Raw genomic sequence first — 20,246 nt, 5'->3', positions numbered from 1 at the left:
AATGCCTGGGAGGGGGAGCCCTCCCTTTTTTAATGGTTTATCGCAACAGTGGGGAAACCGATTGTTCCAAACCGATGCTTTGAAGCATCAAAACGCCCATCAAAATAAATAAAATACCCGCCAAAATTTTTAGTGAGATTGCCCAATAAGGGGAAAATGATTTTCCTTTTAATTGTGATACGCGAACCGCATTATCACGCATTAAATGAACAAAAATGGCAATTAAACAAATGGTTAATGCAGTACCCATTGCCATCGCTAAGGCAGCGATAACCCCCCATGTATATACCTCTATTACATAAGAAAACAGCAATACGAGAATTGCCCCAGAACAAGGGCGAATCCCCATCGATAGGATAATCAATAGTTTACTTTTAAAACTGGATTGCAATTGATGAGACTGAATAACGTGTTGGTGGCCACAACCACAGTTGTCCGAGTGGCTAGAGGTTTTAGTTATTGCTTTCGTTGAAGAATTCAATGGCTGAATGCTTTTTATCGTGAGTGGGGCTAAGTATTTTGATTTGCGGATTAACCAGCCACGACGTAATGCGCTGAGACATAAATAGCCACCCAGCAAAATAACAAATAGATAACTGATTTGCTCTGCATATAAACTGGCTTGGTTGAGATGCTTAGTAGAGAGTTGGAATAGGATCAAGACTAAGGAAACTAAAGTAATCGCAACAAGCCCTTGTAAGAGTGATGCTAGTAAGCTAATGATAACACTCTGTTTTAAATGAGTCGCTTGGGTGGCAATATATGTAGTGATAATTAATTTGCCATGTCCTGGTCCAAGGGCATGCAAAAAACCATAAGCAAAACTGGCAATCACCAGTAATCCACCTGCATACCATGGGCGAGAGGTGGTTTCTTGCAATAGGTAAGATAACCCTTGGTTTAACTGTTTTTGCCAAGCTAGGCTAAGTTGTAACCATGATCCCCAGTGGATGTAGAGCTGCCAAGTGACATAGGTAATAAGTCCCACAAACAGCGCAGTAATTATTAATTTTTGCGTACGTAAAGGTATTATGGACATTGTATATCAACCCGTTGTGCAAACTGTTTGCCAAGTGCCAAATCCTCTTCTGGATCATCACTTTTGTCTAAAGAGAAAGCGTAGGCGCGCATTGAATCGGTCACATTTGCTTCTTGTAGTTCCATCTGGCAATTAGCAGCAATATCCAACGGTAGGTTAACTTGTTGTTTATTTTGGTAAGTCATACTGACATAGAAAGTTGGGTCGTAAGTTTGAATTTCCACATGGGAACCTGCTATAGGCAGGGGTTGCATAAATGAAGCGGTAAAGAAGAAAACTAAAGAAAAGCCATCTTTTTCTAAATGGTAGCTATCTGGAATGCGTTTAAAACTCACTTTCTTCCCCTGATAATAAAAATCAGTGAAATAATCTTGCACCAACACATTTGCCATAATAATAGCTTCTTGCTGTTTCCAACGAGGGTCATCCGGTTTAATGCCTTTTAATTCATAGGCGATATCCGCTGATGTCATTGGGTCCATTTTCCAAACATAGCTAATCCCTGTGTATTTATCTTGTTTAGTTTCAAGGGAAATTTGCATCTCAATAAAACTGTGAGGGTGTGCCGCTACCAGCGGAGCAACTATAAACAGAAATAAAAAATAGAAAGGAAAAAATCGCATCATTCAGTCAGTTAAATTGGCTTATAAAACAAATGTTATAACATAACGAACTGCAAACTAAAAAGAAAAATATTCTGAGAGGATTAAAATTAAGAAATAGGGAGCATTGTAAAACAATAAATGTCGGTCAGATTTTGTGGCTGACCCAGCCATAAGTTTTTCTATGGTCTACTAGAAAATATAATCATTTGTTAACTTGGTAAAAAAAAATATAATTATCCTAATTAGAATAAATACAAATAAATCAATTCTTTAAATTAATCTGGAACAATATTAGTAAAAGAACTGAGCTAATTATTTTCTTTTATATATCTTAATGAATAAGGTTTTCTATGAATTTACGATTTAAAACGCTCACTGCATTAGTGTTAAGTATTCCGCTGGTATCTTCTGCTTTTGCTTTGAATTTAGATGAACAAGTCAAATTGTACGAAAAAGAAGGTTGGAAAGTAGGTTTATCAGTTCTATTTTCAGACAACAGAACTATTTCGATAAATGGAGATAAGCGTTTCCCTTTAGATAGCACTGTTAAGTCTATTGCCTGTGCTAATGTTCTAGCAAAAGTGGATGCAAAAAAGATTTCATTAAACCATTCGATGCTGGTTACTAAAGAAAATATGGTGACCTATTCCCCAGTTGCTCAGGGTTATTTAAACAAATCCTTCACACTGGAGCAGGCTTGTCAGGCTGCAAATGAATATAGCGATAATACAGCTGCAAACTTTGCTATTTTGTCAGGAGGAGGCCCTGAGGGACTGACCGCATTTATGAGGTCCATAGGTGATACGGCGACTCGCTCTGATCGGTATGAGCCAGAACTCACCATTAATCCTGAGAATGATCTGCGCGATACGACAACGCCAGATGCGATGAGTCGTAGTTTAAAAGAAATTTTGACGGGAGAAGTACTAACTCAAGTATCAAGAAACCAATTAAAGGAATGGATGATCAATAATAAGGTGGCTGACAATATGCTAAGAGCTTCTCTTCCTAAGGGGTGGAAAATTGCGGATAGATCGGGGGCAAGTGAATATGGTGTCAGAGGGATAACATCTATGGTGTGGTCAAATAATCATGAACCCGTATTCATCAGCATTTATGTCAGAAAAGAGGGTTCTTCTTTGGATGAGCGCTCGGAAGTGATCCGTATCCTAGGCTCGCATATATTCAATGAATACCTCAATAATTAATCTCCATGTTTGATCAACTAAAATGATTCATTGTTAAAATAAATCAATACAGTAAGACATCGAAAATAATAGCCAATAAAAACCCCTTAACATTAGGGGTTTTTTATTAACAAAATAACAGCGATAATATTGATAATGGTCGAGAGTGGACACTTCGTGAACACTACATGATTTTAAGCTTTAAATATTAACTAGTTATAAAGGAAAGAGAACACCATGCCAGTGTTACATAACCAAATCTCAAATAAAATCTTAAAAGAGCGCATGTTGGCTGAGGTCGAGCCGCGCACCACTATCTCTTTTTACAAGTATTTTAATATCCAAGACCCAAACGAATTTCGTAATCAATGGTACCAACAATTTAAAGCATTGAGTGTTTTTGGGCGCGTTTATATTGCCAAAGAAGGTATTAATGCACAAATCAGTGTGCCTGAATCCAATGTGAGCGCATTACGCGAACTCATTTATGCAACAGACCCCGCATTAGAAAACCTACGTTTAAATATTGCGATTGATGATGACGGTAAATCATTCTGGGTGCTACGCATGAAAGTGCGTGAGCGTGTAGTCGCTGATGGTATTGATGACGAAACATTTAACCCAGCAAATACGGGTCAATATCTAAAAGCGCATGAAGTGAATGATATGATTGATGACCCAAATACTGTTTTCGTTGATATGCGAAATCATTATGAGTATGAAGTGGGGCGTTTTGATAATGCGATTGAAATACCATCAGATACATTTAGAGAGCAACTGCCAATGGCGGTTGAAATGCTGCAAGAGCAAAAAGACAAAAATGTTGTGATGTATTGTACTGGTGGGATCCGTTGTGAAAAAGCCAGTGCTTATATGCTGCATAATGGTTTTAAAAATGTCTACCATGTTGAAGGTGGGATTATTGAATACGCACGTAAGGCGAAGGAGCAAGGCCTGCCTTTACGGTTTAAAGGGAAAAACTTTGTTTTTGACAACCGTATGGGTGAGCGTATTACAGAGGATACATTAGCACAATGCCACCAATGTGGCGTACCTTGTGATGCACACACCAATTGCGCTAATGATGGTTGCCACTTACTGTTTATCCAATGCCCTAGCTGTGCAGAAAAATATGAAGGCTGCTGCAGTTCGTCTTGTACACAAGAAATGAAACTTCCTGAGCAAGAGCAACGTGCACGACGTGCAGGCCGTGAGGTCAGTAATAAAATCTTTAATAAATCACGCCACCGTTTATCCGATGGGTTATTAAATAAAGATAACTAGTCATTAATGTGACCTATAATAAGAAAGCCCTGAAATTAGGGCTTTTTTTTAATATAAATATTTAAATACATTATATATAAAAAATAACTCTATTCTGTTTTTGACGAAAACTTTAGAGGTAATATGCCTTTTTTGTGAATAAACAGTGCTATTGCTAATTCCTAGTTTTCGAGAAATAATATGATTAGGTGTTTCATTCATCCAGTTGTTAATAATATTTTGTTCTTTAATTGTGAAAATAGATGACTCAATGTTATTAGCAAGCTTGGTGATTTTCTCTATTTGTTCATAGTCACGAATAACCTTATCAAGTGTTTGAATAATAATATCTTTTGATAGGATGAAATAATTATCCTTTAATAACAATGGATTGTTTGTCTGTGGATACGGGGCATTAATATAAATATAAAATCGTATATTATTGGTATTGCTTAATAATTTCTGTAGCGTAGGGCAGTAATTAGAATAATTACAATAATACGTTAAATTCACTAGTATAATGCTTGGTGTGTTTATATTTATAAAACCAATGGCTTCTTTTATACATCCTGTACTAATAAATTCGAGTTTTTTATTTTTGGATAAATATTCTGTAATACCAAGACGTGTATAATAACATTCATCAATAACTAATATTCGCATTGGAACATCCTTGTTCAAGAAGATGCCTTACAATAAATTGGAATTGATAGTTAAGTCAACCAAGGATTAATAAAAACAATAAATAGTGTTCTTATTTTAAATTGCGAATTAGTAATTAATTGATAAGGTAATTATATAAATATATATAATTACCTGTATGGATGAATAAATTAAATGGATATTAGTGATCCTAATATCCATTTATTTCCCTAGTGTGTTTTAAAACCAAGCTCAACATATTCCCCTGATTCTATCTTGTCTACACCTGCTTGAAGAATATGAATGAGTTGTTTAGCCACATCAGTTGTTAGCCACATGGTTTTATCCACAATAGCGTCACCTGTGTGTTTATCTTGCTCGGGGAGGTAGTGCAAACGCAACATCATAGCGTCGTAATCATCGACTGTACTGATGTCCCAGCCAACTACTGGGTGGGTTTGAATGACATCATTTTTTTTATTCATATAAACCTCCTAATCAAACATCGTGATAAATAATAAATATCTATAACTGACTAAGAGCAATGGCCTCGTGATGAGTCCACTTTTAGTATAAGGAGATTTTGCTAATAAGAAAGTAAATAAAACATTTTTTTTGTTTAAATGGCAGAAAATGCATAAAACGGATAATAAAGATTGCAAAAATAGAATGGGAAGTATTTTGAACTTCCCATGGGTGTTAAACTACTGGCTCTGAGAGACTGTCCAGCGTGCATCTTCCCCTGCTAAGAAAGGCACTAATTTATCATTGCAGCAGTCAATGGATTCACAAATAATATTTTGTTCTTTAGTTAGCGTAATTGTCCCTTCATTCACAGGTAAGTTATAGAATTTAGGACCATTTAGGGAACAAAAAGCTTCGAAATGCGCCAAAGCACCAAGCTCTTCAAAAACACTCGCGTAAGCCGCTAATGCGGTGGGAGCATTAAAGACCCCAGCACAACCACAGGAAGACTCTTTACGTGATTGTATATGTGGTGCGGTGTCGGTACCAAGGAAAAAACGGTCACAACCTGAAGCAACCGCTGCACGCAATGCTTCTTGGTGCACATTACGCTTCAAAATAGGTAAGCAAAATAAATGCGGCCTTATGCCACCAACTAACATATGGTTACGATTAAACATCAAATGTTGAGGTGTTAACGTTGCAGCTGTAAATTCATTTGCTTCTTGGACATATTGAGCCGCTTCTTTGGTGGTGATGTGTTCAAAAACAACTTTTAGTTTTGGAAACTGTGCCCGTAGTGGCAACATAACTTGCTCAATAAATAAGGCTTCTCGGTCAAAAATATCGATATGACTTGCGGTGACTTCACCATGGATAAGCAGTGGCATTCCTGCTTGTTCCATCGCAGCTAATACGGGGTAAATCTTTTTAATATCGGATACGCCATGGCTAGAGTTAGTTGTTGCATTGGCCGGGTAGAGTTTACAGGCAGTAAATACCCCCTCGTTAAAGCCACGAACGACTTCAGCAGGATCTGTGCTATCAGTAAGGTAGCAGGTCATTAAAGGGGTAAATTGATGTCCTTGTGGAACCGCTTTTAGAATACGCTCGCGGTAAGCTTTTGCGGCTTCAATCGTTGTGACTGGTGGCACTAAATTCGGCATGACAATCGCGCGGCCAAAGAATTCACTGGTATAGGGAACGACCGTTTTTAACATATCATCATCGCGAAAATGAACATGCCAATCATCAGGGCGGCGGATCGTTAGGGTAGTTACAGTTGTCATTAAACCGGCTCCATAGGGGAAGAGTGAATGATGAGCGAGTGCTCAAGCCGGAATAGAATGATAAAGGTAAAGTGAAAAAATAGCTATGAGAAATCGCGATTATAGCTTATTTCAGAGGTAGGTTATGTAAATGACGTAAATAGCTAATGTATTCAGGCCATACAATAGCAAAAAGCCTGCTTAAGTTTCCTTAAGCAGGCTTCTCTAAATTTTGGCTCCTCCAGCTGGACTTGAACCAGCGACATACGGATTAACAGTCCGCCGTTCTACCGACTGAACTATGGAGGAACTCCTTGGTACGCAGAGGATATTAGCTTTCTCTTACTGTATTGTCAAAGGAGAATAGCGAAAAAATGTTTGTTTGCCTGTTATCTGTGCGAACTGTGGGAAGTTTGATCGAAAATAGGGTAGTGTTGATTAATCAAGGCCATACACTAACAAAAAGACGGTTACAAATTTAAGTCAATGGGAGGTATATGATTTCAAATTTAGTGGTTAACCGTAGCTAACCACTGAGTAATGGGTGGATGTAACTTACCGAAAATATCTATAGCGGAATAACGAGAACCGGTTGGGCGATGTCATCGAGTAAACTGCGAGTCACTGAGGTACTAAGCCAGCGTCCAAGTGAAGAAAGATGACGATGAGAGATAATTAATAACTCACAGTTATATTTTTCCATTTTTTTGGGAATGGTATCGATAGGAGTACCTGCAGCGAGTAGTCCTTGGGCTTTAAATCCCATGCTATTTAAGGCGTTTGTGACCTCTTTTAATTGTTTCTGTGCCAAAGCTTCTTCATTTTGCGCGGCAGGGTATTCATCCCACTCATCACTCTCTTTAGTTAATCCAGTGCGGCTTAGTGCAAAGGTATTATCAACAACAGTTAATACAATCACATTGCTGACACAGCCAGTCATTCGTTGCATAAAACTAAGCGCATTACTGCTATTCTCAAAGCTGTCGACTGCTAACAACACATTATTAATCATGATTATTTCCTGATGGGCGAGCTAAATAGCGCCTTTAAAGTTAGATTCCCCTTTTTTCCAATACCCTTTGGCAAACAGCGAGGTTTTGGGGATCATCCGTTCATTGATAAAGTGATTTTTAAGATAAGCAGCGGCTTGTTGTTCACAAGCGAGCCAAATTTGACCCGGTTCAGCGGGAAGCGCGTAGCGACTGACTGCTTTAACAAGTAGGTTGTTCATGACATTTTCGTAATGGCGTTCACGTACTTGCCAGCTATTGACTATCAAATGTGGATAATCAAGGCATTGAATTTCTTGTTTATCACCCACTTCAGCAAACCAAAAAACAGGAATCGGCCGAGTTAAAGAGGCTAAAATAGAGCGCATTGCAGGAATGGCAGTTTCATCTCCAAGCAGTAGTAACCAGTTAGCGTCCGTTAGCGGTTTAAATCCTCCAGAACAGGGGCCTGCAAAGCCCAGTTTATCGCCAACCAATGCCTTTTCCGCCCAACATGATGCAGGGCCTTCACCATGTAAAACCATATCAATATCTATTGTACGGTTGGTTTTATTAATTTCACTGATGGTGTAAGCGCGGCCTGCTAGGTTATCTTTCCATGGAAAGAACACTTTTATCCAACAAGCGGGCTCATAGGCACGTAAATCATCTAAAAATTTATCAACATCTTCACCGCATAATGTAATGCGGCGCAGGTATTTGGTTGGTTTCTGTACAGCACTAACCGTAGCTTCACGTTTACGCTTGGTATCTTTTTCCAATATGTCACCAACAATTTTATTCATTGTGTTGTGCATAAGAATGCTCCTGCTGCATATTTGATGGATAAGTTTGCTCCCAGCCGCCTCCAAGGGCTCGATACAAATTCACGACGGCAAGTGCAGTTTCTTCTTGGGAAGCAATTTGAGCCGATTGCAAATCTAATAAGGCTCGTTGTGTACTCAGTACATGTATAAAATCGCTAGCGCCATTGAGATAGCTATCTCGTGCCAGTGAGAATGCGTGTTGGTTGGCGCTTACAGCAGCGGCAAGGTGGGATTGCCTAATTTGTTGAGTTTGGTAATTCGAAAGTGCATCATCAATTTCATGCCAAGCACGTAATACAGTTTGTTGGTAAGTGATGGCCATTTCTTGTTGACGATACTCACTGAATTTGACTTGTTGTGTGATTTTTCCACCATTAAAAAGGGGTAAATAAAGTGAAGGGCCAATCGAAAAGGAACGTGCTGACCAGTTGCCCATATCTGACAGGGAAAGCACTTGGTAGCCAGCATTACCGGTAAGTGTAATTCGTGGATAATAATCCGCTTTTGCAACGCCAATTTCTGCGGTTGCTTGGTGTAATCGCTGTTCAGCTTCGCGAATATCAGGCCTACGCAATGCTAATTCAGAAGGAAGCCCCATTGGTACTGAGCCTGTTAAATGCGGTAGCGATTTGGTCGCTGCAAGTTCAGTTTTAAGCGCTCCGGGCTGTTCACTAAGTAATAGGCTCAGCGCATTATTCAAGCGATTTTCTCTATCATTTAAAACAGGCAACAAAGCTTTTACTTGGTCTAATTGAACTTGAGCTTGTTCTACATCTAATTGATTACCCGAACCATTTTGCAACCTCACTTTAGTTAACTGTAACGTTTTTAGGGCTGTTGCATGGTTCTCTTTTGCAACAATGATTTGTTGCTGTGTCGCTCGTAAGCGCAGGTAATTAGTGGCAATTTCTGCGGCGATAGATGTGAATAAAGCACGACGGTTTTCCTCGGAAGCGGCAAAATTAGCTTGCGCACTTTCAGAGGAGCGACGTAATTTCCCCCACAGATCAATTTCCCAGATAGCACTAAACCCGCTTCGCCAGTTATTGAAATCAGCTTCGCCTTTTTTACCGGAGGGGTCACGTTGACGTTGATAAGCGCTATCAAAGTTTAAATCAGGTGCTAATGCTGAGTCTGTGATACCCAATAAAGCGCGACTTTGTTGTATGCGTGAAGTTGCTAGTTGAAGGTTTAAGTTACTAGTTGTTGCACGTTGTACTAACTGGGTCAGTTGTGGATCACCAAAGATAGCCCACCACTCGGTGGGCAAAGTTGCGGAGTTTTGCGTTGCTCCCCAGTTGCCTGGAAGTGAGGCTTGCGGTGGAGCAAAATCTGGCCCAACGGCATGGCAGCCTGTGAGTGCTAACAAAACCAATGCGATCACAGTTTTGTTCATCAGCGGCTCCCATCATGTGTATTAATGGTGACATCTGCAGACATACCCACACGTAGCGCATTCATCATCACCGCATGGTCGGTGTTGCTATCAAAAATAATTTTCACGGGTATGCGTTGTACAATTTTAGTAAAATTACCCGTTGCATTTTCCGGGGCTATGGGTGAGAAACTCACACCAGACGCGGGAGCAATACTATCGACATAGCCTTTTAATATTTGCCCTGGGAAAGTGTCGATACTAATATCAACGACTTGGCCATGAGTAATATTTTCCAATTGAGTTTCTTGATAATTCGCGATGATGTAGAGCTTGTTTTGGGGAACAATAGCCATTAAAGCATCGCCTGGCTTAACAAACTCACCGACGCGCAAACTTTTTTTACCAATTACGCCACCAATGGGTGCAGTAATACGGGTGTAAGAAAGGTTAAGCTCAGCCATCGCTTTTTTAGCTTGAGCTAATGTCAATTCAGCATTGCTATCGGCCTGTTTTGCTTCTAAAACTTGCAACATATTTTTGGCTGCTTTTAATGATGCTTCGGCTTGTGCAACACTTGCTGTCATTGTTTGTACACGTGTAGTTGCTTGTTGTGCCGCTTGTTGTGAGCCTGCGCCAGTATTTGCCATTTTGTGGTAGCGAGTTTTTTCTTGGTACGCAAATTGGAGTTCTGCTTTTGCAGATTGCAGTTGGGCTTCTGCCGCAGCGATTAAGGCCTGTTGACGCGTTAAATTGGCTTTTGCATCATCTTGTCGTGCGCGAGCAGATTGCTCTTGCGCAGCAGCCTGAGAAAGTGCAACTGTAAATTCTCTGGGATCAATGACTGCTAATAATTCACCTTCTTTAACCCATTGGTTATCTTGCACAAGGACTTCGGTCACCACACCTGAAATTTGTGGTGATATACGTGAAATATCCGCTCGGATATAAGCATCATTGGTATTTTGAGCAGTTTTTTTAATGGCGAATTTATTAATTAATAAACCTCCCATTAAAACAACAATAGCGATGATAGCTAGAGCGACATTTTTATTAATTTTTAATTTGATCTTACTCATTCTAATTTCCTGATAATCAATAACTAAGCAGCGGCAACAGACCGCGGTGGGTAAATACGAGTTGGCATCACTAAAATCAGCCCGGTTAATAACAGTGCTAAACCAGAAACCAACAGATATAGGTCAGAGCTAGCTAAAACATGTCCTTGGCTTGAGGCGAGTTTTGTGAGCTCGCCGATAGAATTCGTCGCAGTATCGCGATAGGTGCTGCCGTAACTGTCAGTAATTACGCCGGAATGAAAATCACCTCGCTGGCGGCTTAATAGGGCAATAGCTCCCCCTGCAGCGGTTGCTGCAAATCCTTTAACCGCATTAAACCAAGCAGCAGCAAATGGACCATCAGTGGGCAATAATCCGCCCGTTGCCATCATCAATAGCGGAATAACGGCCATGGGTTGTGCAACAGCTTGTAAGAGAGAAATCATTCTAAAGTTGTCACCATTCCAATCTGGGGTCAGTTGTGATGCGAGAACACAAGCTGTCGCCATCAAAAGTAAACTAATGGCGAGCACCCAACGGCAATCAACTTTGGGGGTATTACAAATAATGGCTATGATAGGGAGCGTGATGAGTTGTGGGAGTGATACCCATAACATCATGTCGGAGGTTTGTTCTAAGCGATACCCTTGAATAGCCGATAAATAGCTAGAGGTAATATTCACCAAAGAAACCATAATCAACAGCACACCACCAAGGGTGATTAATGAAAACGACAGGTTCCGTTTGCCAAGTAACTGTAAATTGAAAAAGGGTAATGGGTGATACCACTCGTTTATTAAAAACAGGGCTAATAAACCAAGCCCACCCATTAATAAAACATAAATCAGTGATGAATTTAGCCAATCAAGGCGTTCTCCTTGAGAAATACCCACGGTGAGCATGGCAAGTGCACTTCCCCCTAGAAGTAAACCTCGCCAGTTAAACTGTTTGAGTCGTTCTAAGCGTAAAGGGTCTTGTGGCAAACCAAAGCCAATGCAGATGGTAGCTATCGCCATTAGCGGTAAGTTCCAATAAAAATATCCACTCCATCCCCAGTGAAAGGCAAAAGCGGCTGCAGTGGCACCAAAAGTAGCACTCCATGCAGAAACCCAGCCATAAGCTCCTAAACCTAATACTTTAATCAGTGGAGGCATAAAACGTAGCACTACCGTCATTAACATCGGTGGGAGAGCTCCGCCTGAAAAGCCCTGTAAACTACGTATTGTCAATAGAAGGGTATAATGATCTCCTAGCCATGGTGTAATTAACCCTCCAACCAGATATATAGAGCACATAACAAGTGCAACACGGCGTAAAGAGAATGTCGGCCAAAAGCAAGGAGTAAACCCCGAACCAATTACAAAACCGGTTACATAACAAGTAATTAACCAACTGCCAGTATCGATATTTAATGCCATTGCGCCCTGAATATCGCCTAGGGCGAATTTACTGGCGTTTTCTCCCACGCCACTCGCCATTACTGCTAAAAAAACACCAAATAGACCCATCCATGTGCGACCACTGATTTCACTCGCACTGGCTATCCATTTGTTTTTTTTAGGTTGTGTGATAGACGCATCAACCATTTCAAACTCCTGCTATTTAAAAATTTGTTCTGTCATTTTTCAGCAGTAGTATCTAAACTTTATTTAATTGTTTAAAATGAAATGATGTAATTAAATTATTGCATAAAACGCAATCCACTAATAAGGAGGACTGCAAAGGGGCGAGGAGGAAAAATGCCACAAAAAATCGATTTCAATTTGATTTATGCGTTGAATTTATTATTGGAGGAAGGAAGTGTCGGAGGAGCAGCTGAAAAAATGAACCTGAGTGCTCCTGCCATGAGCCGAATTCTAGGGCGAATTCGTGAGCAATTTAATGATCCGATTTTAGTCAGGGCAGGGCGTAAATTAGTACCAACTCCCAGAGCATTAGAATTAAAAGAACAACTTAGCCATATTATTGCTCAAGCAGAAGCGTTAATTAATCCTGATGAATTATTCAATCCAAAAACATTAGAAAGAACATTTGTTATTCGCGCGAATGATATTTTTATTGGTGCTTTAGGCGGCGGATTATTAGAAAAACTCAGGGAATTAGCCCCTCGAAGTAGTTTAATTTTTATTGCGGAAAGTGATACTGAAGATGATTCCTTACGTAGCGGTAAAGTTGATTTGGTTATTGGTTCTTCTCGAGATTGGCATCCTGAAATTAAGGCTCAAAGCTTATTTACCAGCACCTTTCAGGCGTTGGTTCGCCCTGAGCACCCGATAATTGGGCAAGTGACACCTGAAAGTTTAACGCATTACCCGCATATCAGTGTATCGCGACGGGGGCGTACATTGGGGCCAATTGATGACGCATTACGTGACCTTCAATTGCAGCGTAATGTTGTGTTGACTTTACCGAGCTTTCATTCTGCAATGATGCTAACGATGAACTCTGATTATATTTTGCCGCTCCCTCGCCATGTACTGCAAGGGGTAAAGAGTGTTAATTTGCCGTTAATTGAAATTGAACTTCCTTTGGAATTGGAATCTATATTTATCGTGCAAGCATGGCATCCAAGGTTGGACAGAGATCCTGCACATCAATGGTTACGCCAGACAATTAAACAATTTTTTCTAGAGAAAGAGTAGCTATTCATTCTATGGTGCGGGTCTTTGTGGTTGCTTAGTCAGTAGCTGAATATTCAGAAGCGTAATTTTCAGGTAGATAGCAAAAAGCCCGCATTAAGCGGGCTTTTTAAATTTGGCTCCTCCAGCTGGACTTGAACCAGCGACATACGGATTAACAGTCCGCCGTTCTACCGACTGAACTATGGAGGAATTGCTTTGTTCCTGAGAACGAGGCGCATATTACCCATCCTGTTCACTGTTGTAAAGTATAAAAACGAAAAAAATAGCCAAGTGGGTGTTAAGTAATCGATTTGATGATTATCTACCCCAATAAGAGGTGTCGTTGTCTATATTATGTGGCTTATAGGGGAAGGGGAAGCTAGGGAAACTGATAATAGAGATGAGTAATATGTGAGTAATGAGGTATATCAAACAGATAGCAAAAAGCCCGCATTAAGCGGGCTTTTTAAATTTGGCTCCTCCAGCTGGACTTGAACCAGCGACATACGGATTAACAGTCCGCCGTTCTACCGACTGAACTATGGAGGAATTGCTTGTTCCTGAGAACGAGGCGAATATTAACGATATCATCTCAGGCTGTCAATCATAAAAACAGAAAAAATATCTAACTGCTCATTCACTGCACATTATGACGAAGTTTTGCTCTAGTTAATTGATATTGAATTAATTTTGAGCTGCAAGTGTACCAGGTAATTGCGTAGAAACTTCAGGATAAGCGACATGATAGATATCATAAAATGATATCATTCCTTTTAATGCAATTAAACGCGATATTTCTTGCTTTATTGCAGAGCTAACATCTTGTGAATCAATGATTTTACTTATCGCATTATCAGAAACGGGTTCGGTAACAAACCATTCTCCGTTATAACAAACGCGTAAATCTAATACACCAATATCTTCAAAATGATAGACAGGCTTAATGTCAAAAAGTAGCACACTTGCTAGTACAATAAAGAGAATGGTGATACCCAGTGCCCAATAAGGGCCAAAATAAGGGGCATACCAAAGAATAATAGCTAGGGGGACGTAAGCTGCAACCATGCCAACACATAAATAAGGGTGGTTGGCGAGAAACTGGCTATTAAAGTAAGGTTTCCCATCTCGGTTTTCACGTTTATTGATGGTATCCAAGTCTTCGACGAGTATTTGTTTGATAATATCCATGTGTATAACTCTCTGTCAGATATCTATACTAGGAGGGTATCACGAGCTGTTGAGATTGTTATATATCAGTTAAAAAAAATATTTACACAGATTGTCATTGTATCAGATAATTCTTACTGACATTTATTGAGTTGTTGGCTTTTTAAATTAAAGTTTTCTTTAAACTATCAACTAAATGCAGCATTTTTGTTAACGTTATAGTCGATAAAAGTGACGCAATCGAAAAAACGACATATTTTTGAAGTTTGCCCGTATAAAATAGTTGCTATTATCTTTAAGTCATGAGTTAATGAGTATCGGCCTGTTTAGCAGTCCTATTTGATGTATGATTACTGAGTTAGTGTGTTCTAAAGAAGAAAGTTATCACAGATAGCCTTTGACCGTGACGCTGCATCTTGGTGTTTCCCTGATTAAATAGTTGACTCTGGCCCGTATATGCCAAAAGGCAAGTTTTTTTGATGTTATATAGGAAAAGTCAAATGTCCGACAAAATGAAAGGTCAAGTTAAGTGGTTCAACGAGTCTAAAGGCTTCGGTTTCATCACTCCAGCTGATGGTAGCAAAGACGTTTTCGTCCACTTCTCTGCCATTCAGGGCAATGGTTTCAAAACTCTGGCTGAAGGTCAGCAAGTTGAATTCACCATTGAAAACGGTGCAAAAGGTCCAGCAGCTGCTAACGTAACTGCTATCTAAGCTAATTGCTCAACTGATTTTCTAAAGCCCGTCATTTTTAATGACGGGCTTTTTCGTATGCGCTACATTTATGGTTAATATATTTTGTTGGAAAAGATTGCTATGAAAATTAATGACCGTGTTTATGTAAAAACAGACGGGGAAGAGCGTCGAGAAGGCACTATTTTACTTATCGAGCCCTTTAATGAAGGAGTAATGTATTTAATCGCATTACCTGATTACCCTGAAGGTATTTGGTTTTTTAATGAAAAAGAGGGTGATGAAGGGATTTTTGTTACGCCAATTGAAAGATAAGTTTCAAGTTAATGAACACTTTGTTCTTTACTTAATAATTTTCCCCACTTATACTCCTTCCATCTTTTACTTAGGAGATTATTACTTGGACAGTCAGAGTTGGAATAAAAACTTAATTTAATGGCAAGCCAGTAATCATCTTTTCTTTTAACTGCTTGCCACAATGGCGGGCGGTGTCTGATGTTTCCTCATCATACTACTCCCTTATAATTGTATTTAATTAGATAGCATATTATAGCTGTATTGAGTGTGTATCATGTTGGTCTATATTTATTCTCTATTTCCTCCAGGCAATAGCTAATGGTTTTTGAGTAATTTATTTTACTCAAAATATATGGCTATATGCTTTTTATTAGGCATATAAATCATTATCCAAGTTATTTTTGGAGGGATTATCATGCTTTTTTCCCCTGATATTTTAAATTTACTGTCTGCTATGTGTTTTGGTGCATTAATCGGTGCTGAGCGCCAGTGGCGTCAACGAATGGCGGGCTTGAGAACCAATGCACTGGTTGCAACAGGTGCTGCAGTGTTTATTTTAAGTTCTGTAACAACATCTCCTGATAGCCCTGGGCGTATTGCTGCCCAAGTGGTGTCTGGAATCGGTTTTCTCGGGGCGGGTGTGATTATGCGTGAAGGCATGAACATTCGAGGTCTCAATACTGCGGCAACGCTTTGGTGTTCTGCGGGGATCGGTGTTTTATGTGGATTAGGGCAATATTCTTTAGCATTGATGGCGACGTTATTAATTTTATGCGCCAACATCTTATTAAGAGAAGCAGCTTCACGAATTAATAAACAGCCACAGCAGCAAGCGCTTGATGTCGAACAGCGTTATAAAATCCGTGTAATGTGCCATCAAACGGATGAAATTTTAGTAAGAACACTTATTTTACAAGCAATTAACGGGTTGCATATTCGGTTGCAATCGTTAAGTAGTGCCGACACATTAAAGCCTGAACAGTTGGAAGTGTGTGCTGAATTCCTTGCAACCCCCGCGGAGCAAAAGGAAATTGAAGCATTGGTATGCAGAATAAGTCTTGAGCAAAGTGTTAGTGCTATCAATTGGAAAGTCGCATCAGAGCTACCTGCCTGATGATTTTAAATTAACTCACTATAGGAGCCGAAATGGACGACCACCCTCCGTCATGGAGTCGTAAGCTGGAGCTATCTAACTGATAATAAGCTAATTTTATTTCAGTTGGATAGCGTTAAAATCACGAGTGTTGTATTCGAGACAACGTTATGACTGAAATAAGAGAACCGCGTAAAAGCGTCAAAGCGGCTGCACGCCAAAAATATATTGTTGGCGAACAAGCGAGTAAAAATATTGAGCAAGTGCTCAATGAATATCAAACAAATCTATTAGGCTTATCTGAGAATGAGGCGATGGATCGCCTAGTGACCGAAGGAGAGAATGAAGTTGCTCATGAAAAAGCCCCTCCAGCATGGAAGCAACTACTCACTTCCTTTAAAAATCCATTTATATTCGTACTGATTATATTAGCAGTTGTTAGTTTTTTTACGGATTATGTTATTCCCGAACGTCAAGGTGAAGAAACAGACTTAACCGGGGTGATTATCATTGTCACTATGGTTTTACTGAGTGGATTTTTGCGTTTTTGGCAAGAATATCGTACCAATAAGGCTGCGGAAGCATTGAAATCCTTAGTTCGAACGACAGCTACGGTATTTCGCCGCGACAATAAAACGGGGCGTTCAGTTCGAAAAGAGGTGCCGATTAAATGCTTAGTACCAGGGGATATTGTGTTGTTATCCGCAGGGGATATGGTTCCTGCGGATTTAAAGCTAGTCGAATCAAGAGATTTGTTTATCAGCCAAGCGATTCTAACAGGGGAGTCCATACCCGTTGAAAAATATGACACATTGGGTGACGTTTCAGCCAAAAGTTTAGATCCCGTATCGCCAACAGAAAATGAATTATTAGAGATTTCAAATATTTGTTTAATGGGAACCAATGTTACCAGCGGTACAGCACGTGGAATTGTGGTGGCAACTGGTGGAAAAACCTATTTAGGTTCGTTGGCTAAATCCATTGTGGGGAGCCGTGCGCAAACATCATTTGATCGTGGTGTGAATAGCGTAAGTTGGTTATTGATTCGCTTTATGTTAGTCATGGTACCAATTGTCTTACTTATCAATGGGTTTACAAAAGGTGATTGGTTCGAGGCAACATTATTCTCACTGGCGGTTGCTGTGGGGTTAACGCCCGAAATGTTACCGATGATTGTTAGCTCGAATTTAGCCAAAGGTGCAATTGCCATGTCAAAACACAAGGTAATTGTCAAAAGATTAAATGCTATCCAAAACTTTGGTGCAATGGATGTGCTGTGTACGGATAAAACGGGAACTTTAACGCAAGATCGTATTATTTTAGAACATTATTTAGATAGTAATGGGCAGAAAAATAGTAAAATCTTGCAACTGGCTTGGCTAAATAGCTTCCATCAAAGTGGCGCTAAAAACATGATGGATCAGGCAATTATTCGTCGTGGTAGAGGGAACAGTGAAGTTGAGCAGTTAAAAGGATTTCAAAAAATTGATGAATTACCCTTTGATTTTATTCGGCGCAAATTGTCAGTGACAGTACGAACACCAGAAGGCGAAGCTCTACTTATTTGTAAAGGCGCCGCTGAGGAAATGTTAGCTGTTTGCCAAAGCTATCAACAAGATGGTGAGCTTCATTTACTTGATAACCAAGCAAGAGCAACAATTACTGAGCTAGTGAGTGACTATAACAGACAAGGATTTCGTGTATTGTTACTCGCAACTCGTCGTTTGAATGATGCAGAAGCCAGCTTACCGCTTTCAACTCAAGCTGAGCATCAGTTAGAACTACAAGGCATTTTAACTTTTCTTGACCCAGCAAAAGAAAGCGCAATTTCAGCCATTGCAGCGCTACGTGAAAATGGTGTTACGGTGAAGGTGTTGACGGGTGATAATGCGATTATTACCGAAAAAATTTGTCATGATGTTGGTCTAAATATCAGTGAAATCATGACTGGTCTGGAAATTGAAGCTTTGACGGACGAAGAGCTCAGTCAGAAAGTTGAGCAGGTTTCAGTTTTTTGTAAATTAACACCTTTGCAAAAATCCCGTATTTTAAAGCGGTTACAAGCAAATGGGCATACAGTTGGCTTTCTTGGTGATGGAATCAACGACGCACCGGCGTTACGTGATGCTGATGTGGGAATTTCAGTTGATACAGGGACGGACATTGCTAAGGAATCTGCGGATATCATCTTACTTGAAAAAGATTTAATGGTATTAGAGCAGGGGGTGATTAAAGGACGTGAAACTTTCGGCAATATTATTAAATACTTAAATATGACAGCGAGCTCTAACTTCGGTAACGTATTTTCTGTATTGATTGCCAGTGCATTTATTCCCTTTCTACCGATGTTAGCCATTCATTTGCTCGTTCAAAACTTGCTGTATGATATTTCCCAGCTTGCATTACCCTGGGATAAAATGGATAAAGAGTTTTTAAAACGGCCTCGTAAATGGGATGCAAAAAATATCGGCCGCTTTATGCTCTGGATTGGGCCAACGTCATCTATCTTTGATATTACGACTTTTGCGTTAATGTGGTACGTATTCCAAGCAAATAGTGTTGCTCACGAAGCATTGTTCCAATCAGGTTGGTTTGTGGAAGGATTACTCTCTCAGACGCTAGTTGTTCATATGTTAAGAACACAAAAAATACCCTTTATACAAAGCACAGCTGCACTACCTGTTATGTTAACGACAGGGTTAATTATGGCTCTCGGGCTATATATTCCATTTTCTTCATTTGGTGAAATGATAGGATTACAACCGTTGCCAATAGAATATTTTCCATGGCTAGCTCTGACATTAGTGAGCTATTGTGTTGTCGCTCAACTGATGAAGCAGTTTTATATTAAACGTTTTGGTACATGGCTATAATATATTGTTAAGTCAGGAAAAAGAAAAACCAAGGATGGTTCTTCTTTTCTGTGCGCAATAAAAAGAGCCACCAGTGTGGCTCTTGTTGATCTACAGAATAAAGAAGAATAGGGCTTATTGCAGGCCTAAAGCAGCTTTCATCTGTTTCATTGCATCAATACCTTGTTGGCAAGCTTTATCTTGCTGATCCTTAGGTAGTGCAGCAACTTGTTTTTTACCTTCTTCCAGCTGACCTTTCATTGCATCTAACTGAGTTTTTGCTTGCGGGTTTTCTGAAGCTTTAGCAATTAAGCTATCAACTTCAGCGAAGTAAGCGTTACAAGTTTCAGTTGCGCCAGCAACTTCGCCTTTTTTCTCTTCTTCTGAACAAGCAGTGATTGTCAGTGCCAATAAACCCATACCACAAGCTAAAATCAACTTTTTCATAATCAACCTTATTAAAATTATTTATTTATATAGCAAATTGAGTATATAAGAGATGTTTTTAATATCAAACGTGACAAATCCTAAAATAATATCTTAGCCAATTAATTAAGTTTTAATTTAATTAGGCTATCATATTTCATTTTAGGGTGTTTACATTACATAATTTCGTAATTATAGCTAAATTGTTTTTTATCATGTTGTTATGGAATAGCTTTGACTATTTTTCGCTTATCTAGAATGATTGATAGATGGATGAAGTGATTGAAGCTTGAGATAAGAAGTTAACGGTTTATTAGTAGAAGGAAAAATGGTTATCTAATCTAATAAACATATTTTTCGACGATAATTATGTTTCCACT

At 39.5% G+C, this 20,246-nt stretch carries 19 protein-coding genes and 3 tRNA genes; 7 read left to right on the top strand and 15 right to left on the bottom strand.

Translation table 11 applies throughout. The features are described from left to right. Positions 1 to 37 precede the first annotated feature (37 nt). Positions 38 to 1,039 carry a nickel/cobalt transporter gene (locus tag PSF09_RS01945; protein WP_272683392.1) on the bottom strand — a complete coding sequence of 334 codons (1,002 nt, stop codon included), beginning with the start codon at positions 1,037 to 1,039 and terminating at the stop codon, positions 38 to 40. Beyond that, entirely contained in the window at positions 1,030 to 1,581 is a 552-nt protein-coding gene (locus tag PSF09_RS01940; protein ID WP_272665260.1) for a DUF1007 family protein, read from the bottom strand. The genes PSF09_RS01945 and PSF09_RS01940 overlap by 10 nt, the downstream gene beginning before the upstream one ends. Positions 1,582 to 1,994: 413 nt before the next feature. Between PSF09_RS01940 and bla the strand changes: the two genes are divergently transcribed. Continuing rightward, positions 1,995 to 2,852, top strand: a complete 858-nt coding sequence (gene bla / locus PSF09_RS01935; RefSeq protein WP_272683391.1) for a class A beta-lactamase — start codon at positions 1,995 to 1,997, stop codon at positions 2,850 to 2,852. Between the two features lie 216 nt (positions 2,853 to 3,068). Continuing rightward, the gene (trhO, locus tag PSF09_RS01930; RefSeq protein WP_272665258.1) at positions 3,069 to 4,115 is read left to right on the top strand and encodes an oxygen-dependent tRNA uridine(34) hydroxylase TrhO; all 1,047 of its coding nucleotides are present in this window, start codon (positions 3,069 to 3,071) and stop codon (positions 4,113 to 4,115) included. Positions 4,116 to 4,163: 48 nt separating this feature from the next. Here the strand turns inward: trhO and PSF09_RS01925 are convergent, their stop codons facing one another. The 9 genes from PSF09_RS01925 to PSF09_RS01885 form a co-directional block, all read right to left on the bottom strand. Then, a complete protein-coding gene (locus tag PSF09_RS01925) occupies positions 4,164 to 4,757 on the bottom strand; it encodes a LuxR C-terminal-related transcriptional regulator (protein ID WP_272665257.1) in 594 nt (197 codons plus the stop codon). Positions 4,758 to 4,966: 209 nt separating this feature from the next. Further along, positions 4,967 to 5,221 (bottom strand): biofilm formation regulator BssS, encoded by a 255-nt coding sequence (gene bssS / locus PSF09_RS01920; protein ID WP_004909784.1) that lies wholly within the window; start codon positions 5,219 to 5,221, stop codon positions 4,967 to 4,969. A gap of 219 nt (positions 5,222 to 5,440) precedes the next feature. Continuing rightward, the gene (pyrC, locus tag PSF09_RS01915; protein ID WP_272665255.1) at positions 5,441 to 6,490 is read right to left on the bottom strand and encodes a dihydroorotase; all 1,050 of its coding nucleotides are present in this window, start codon (positions 6,488 to 6,490) and stop codon (positions 5,441 to 5,443) included. 212 nt (positions 6,491 to 6,702) lie between these two features. Next, a tRNA-Asn gene (locus PSF09_RS01910) sits at positions 6,703 to 6,778 on the bottom strand. Between the two features lie 259 nt (positions 6,779 to 7,037). Next, positions 7,038 to 7,481 (bottom strand): universal stress protein, encoded by a 444-nt coding sequence (locus tag PSF09_RS01905; RefSeq protein WP_210840045.1) that lies wholly within the window; start codon positions 7,479 to 7,481, stop codon positions 7,038 to 7,040. A gap of 21 nt (positions 7,482 to 7,502) precedes the next feature. Then, on the bottom strand, positions 7,503 to 8,276 hold the full coding sequence (locus PSF09_RS01900; protein WP_272665254.1) for a siderophore-interacting protein: 774 nt from the start codon (positions 8,274 to 8,276) through the stop codon (positions 7,503 to 7,505). Next, positions 8,257 to 9,681 (bottom strand): efflux transporter outer membrane subunit, encoded by a 1,425-nt coding sequence (locus PSF09_RS01895; protein ID WP_272683390.1) that lies wholly within the window; start codon positions 9,679 to 9,681, stop codon positions 8,257 to 8,259. Before PSF09_RS01895 ends, PSF09_RS01900 begins: the two co-directional genes overlap by 20 nt. After that, positions 9,681 to 10,739 carry an HlyD family secretion protein gene (locus PSF09_RS01890; protein WP_272683389.1) on the bottom strand — a complete coding sequence of 353 codons (1,059 nt, stop codon included), beginning with the start codon at positions 10,737 to 10,739 and terminating at the stop codon, positions 9,681 to 9,683. Before PSF09_RS01890 ends, PSF09_RS01895 begins: the two co-directional genes overlap by 1 nt. A 23-nt stretch (positions 10,740 to 10,762) precedes the next feature. Further along, on the bottom strand, positions 10,763 to 12,304 hold the full coding sequence (locus tag PSF09_RS01885; protein ID WP_272665251.1) for an MFS transporter: 1,542 nt from the start codon (positions 12,302 to 12,304) through the stop codon (positions 10,763 to 10,765). A 153-nt stretch (positions 12,305 to 12,457) separates the two neighbouring features. On the opposite strand from PSF09_RS01885, the gene PSF09_RS01880 reads away from it, so the two are divergent. Further along, on the top strand, positions 12,458 to 13,360 hold the full coding sequence (locus PSF09_RS01880; RefSeq protein WP_210840050.1) for a LysR family transcriptional regulator: 903 nt from the start codon (positions 12,458 to 12,460) through the stop codon (positions 13,358 to 13,360). 113 nt (positions 13,361 to 13,473) lie between these two features. Here the strand turns inward: PSF09_RS01880 and PSF09_RS01875 are convergent. The 3 genes from PSF09_RS01875 to PSF09_RS01865 all read right to left on the bottom strand — a co-directional run bounded on the left by PSF09_RS01875 (position 13,474) and on the right by PSF09_RS01865 (position 14,527). Further along, a tRNA-Asn gene (locus PSF09_RS01875) sits at positions 13,474 to 13,549 on the bottom strand. Between the two features lie 263 nt (positions 13,550 to 13,812). Then, positions 13,813 to 13,888, bottom strand: a tRNA-Asn gene (locus PSF09_RS01870). 135 nt (positions 13,889 to 14,023) lie between these two features. After that, entirely contained in the window at positions 14,024 to 14,527 is a 504-nt protein-coding gene (locus tag PSF09_RS01865; RefSeq protein ID WP_272665250.1) for a YlaC family protein, read from the bottom strand. 479 nt (positions 14,528 to 15,006) lie between these two features. Here PSF09_RS01865 and cspE point away from each other — a divergent pair, with 479 nt between their 5' ends. The 4 genes from cspE to mgtA all read left to right on the top strand — a co-directional run bounded on the left by cspE (position 15,007) and on the right by mgtA (position 19,461). Then, on the top strand, positions 15,007 to 15,219 hold the full coding sequence (cspE, locus tag PSF09_RS01860; protein ID WP_004909801.1) for a transcription antiterminator/RNA stability regulator CspE: 213 nt from the start codon (positions 15,007 to 15,009) through the stop codon (positions 15,217 to 15,219). A 102-nt stretch (positions 15,220 to 15,321) separates the two neighbouring features. Next, positions 15,322 to 15,513, top strand: coding sequence for a protein DsrB (gene dsrB / locus PSF09_RS01855; protein ID WP_210840052.1), 192 nt, complete (start codon positions 15,322 to 15,324; stop codon positions 15,511 to 15,513). Between the two features lie 397 nt (positions 15,514 to 15,910). Continuing rightward, positions 15,911 to 16,609 carry an MgtC family protein gene (locus PSF09_RS01850; protein WP_004255789.1) on the top strand — a complete coding sequence of 233 codons (699 nt, stop codon included), beginning with the start codon at positions 15,911 to 15,913 and terminating at the stop codon, positions 16,607 to 16,609. Positions 16,610 to 16,758: 149 nt separating this feature from the next. Further along, entirely contained in the window at positions 16,759 to 19,461 is a 2,703-nt protein-coding gene (mgtA, locus tag PSF09_RS01845; protein WP_272665249.1) for a magnesium-translocating P-type ATPase, read from the top strand. Between the two features lie 114 nt (positions 19,462 to 19,575). On the opposite strand, the gene PSF09_RS01840 is transcribed toward mgtA, so the two are convergent. Next, the gene (locus tag PSF09_RS01840; protein WP_004909809.1) at positions 19,576 to 19,887 is read right to left on the bottom strand and encodes a DUF5339 domain-containing protein; all 312 of its coding nucleotides are present in this window, start codon (positions 19,885 to 19,887) and stop codon (positions 19,576 to 19,578) included. Positions 19,888 to 20,246 lie beyond the last annotated feature (359 nt).

It is taken from the genome of Providencia sp. PROV141, assembly GCF_028481645.1.
Taxonomy (GTDB): domain Bacteria; phylum Pseudomonadota; class Gammaproteobacteria; order Enterobacterales; family Enterobacteriaceae; genus Providencia; species Providencia rettgeri.
Note: the sequence above shows the minus strand (reverse complement) of the source record. Positions and strands in the feature narration are given on the sequence as shown.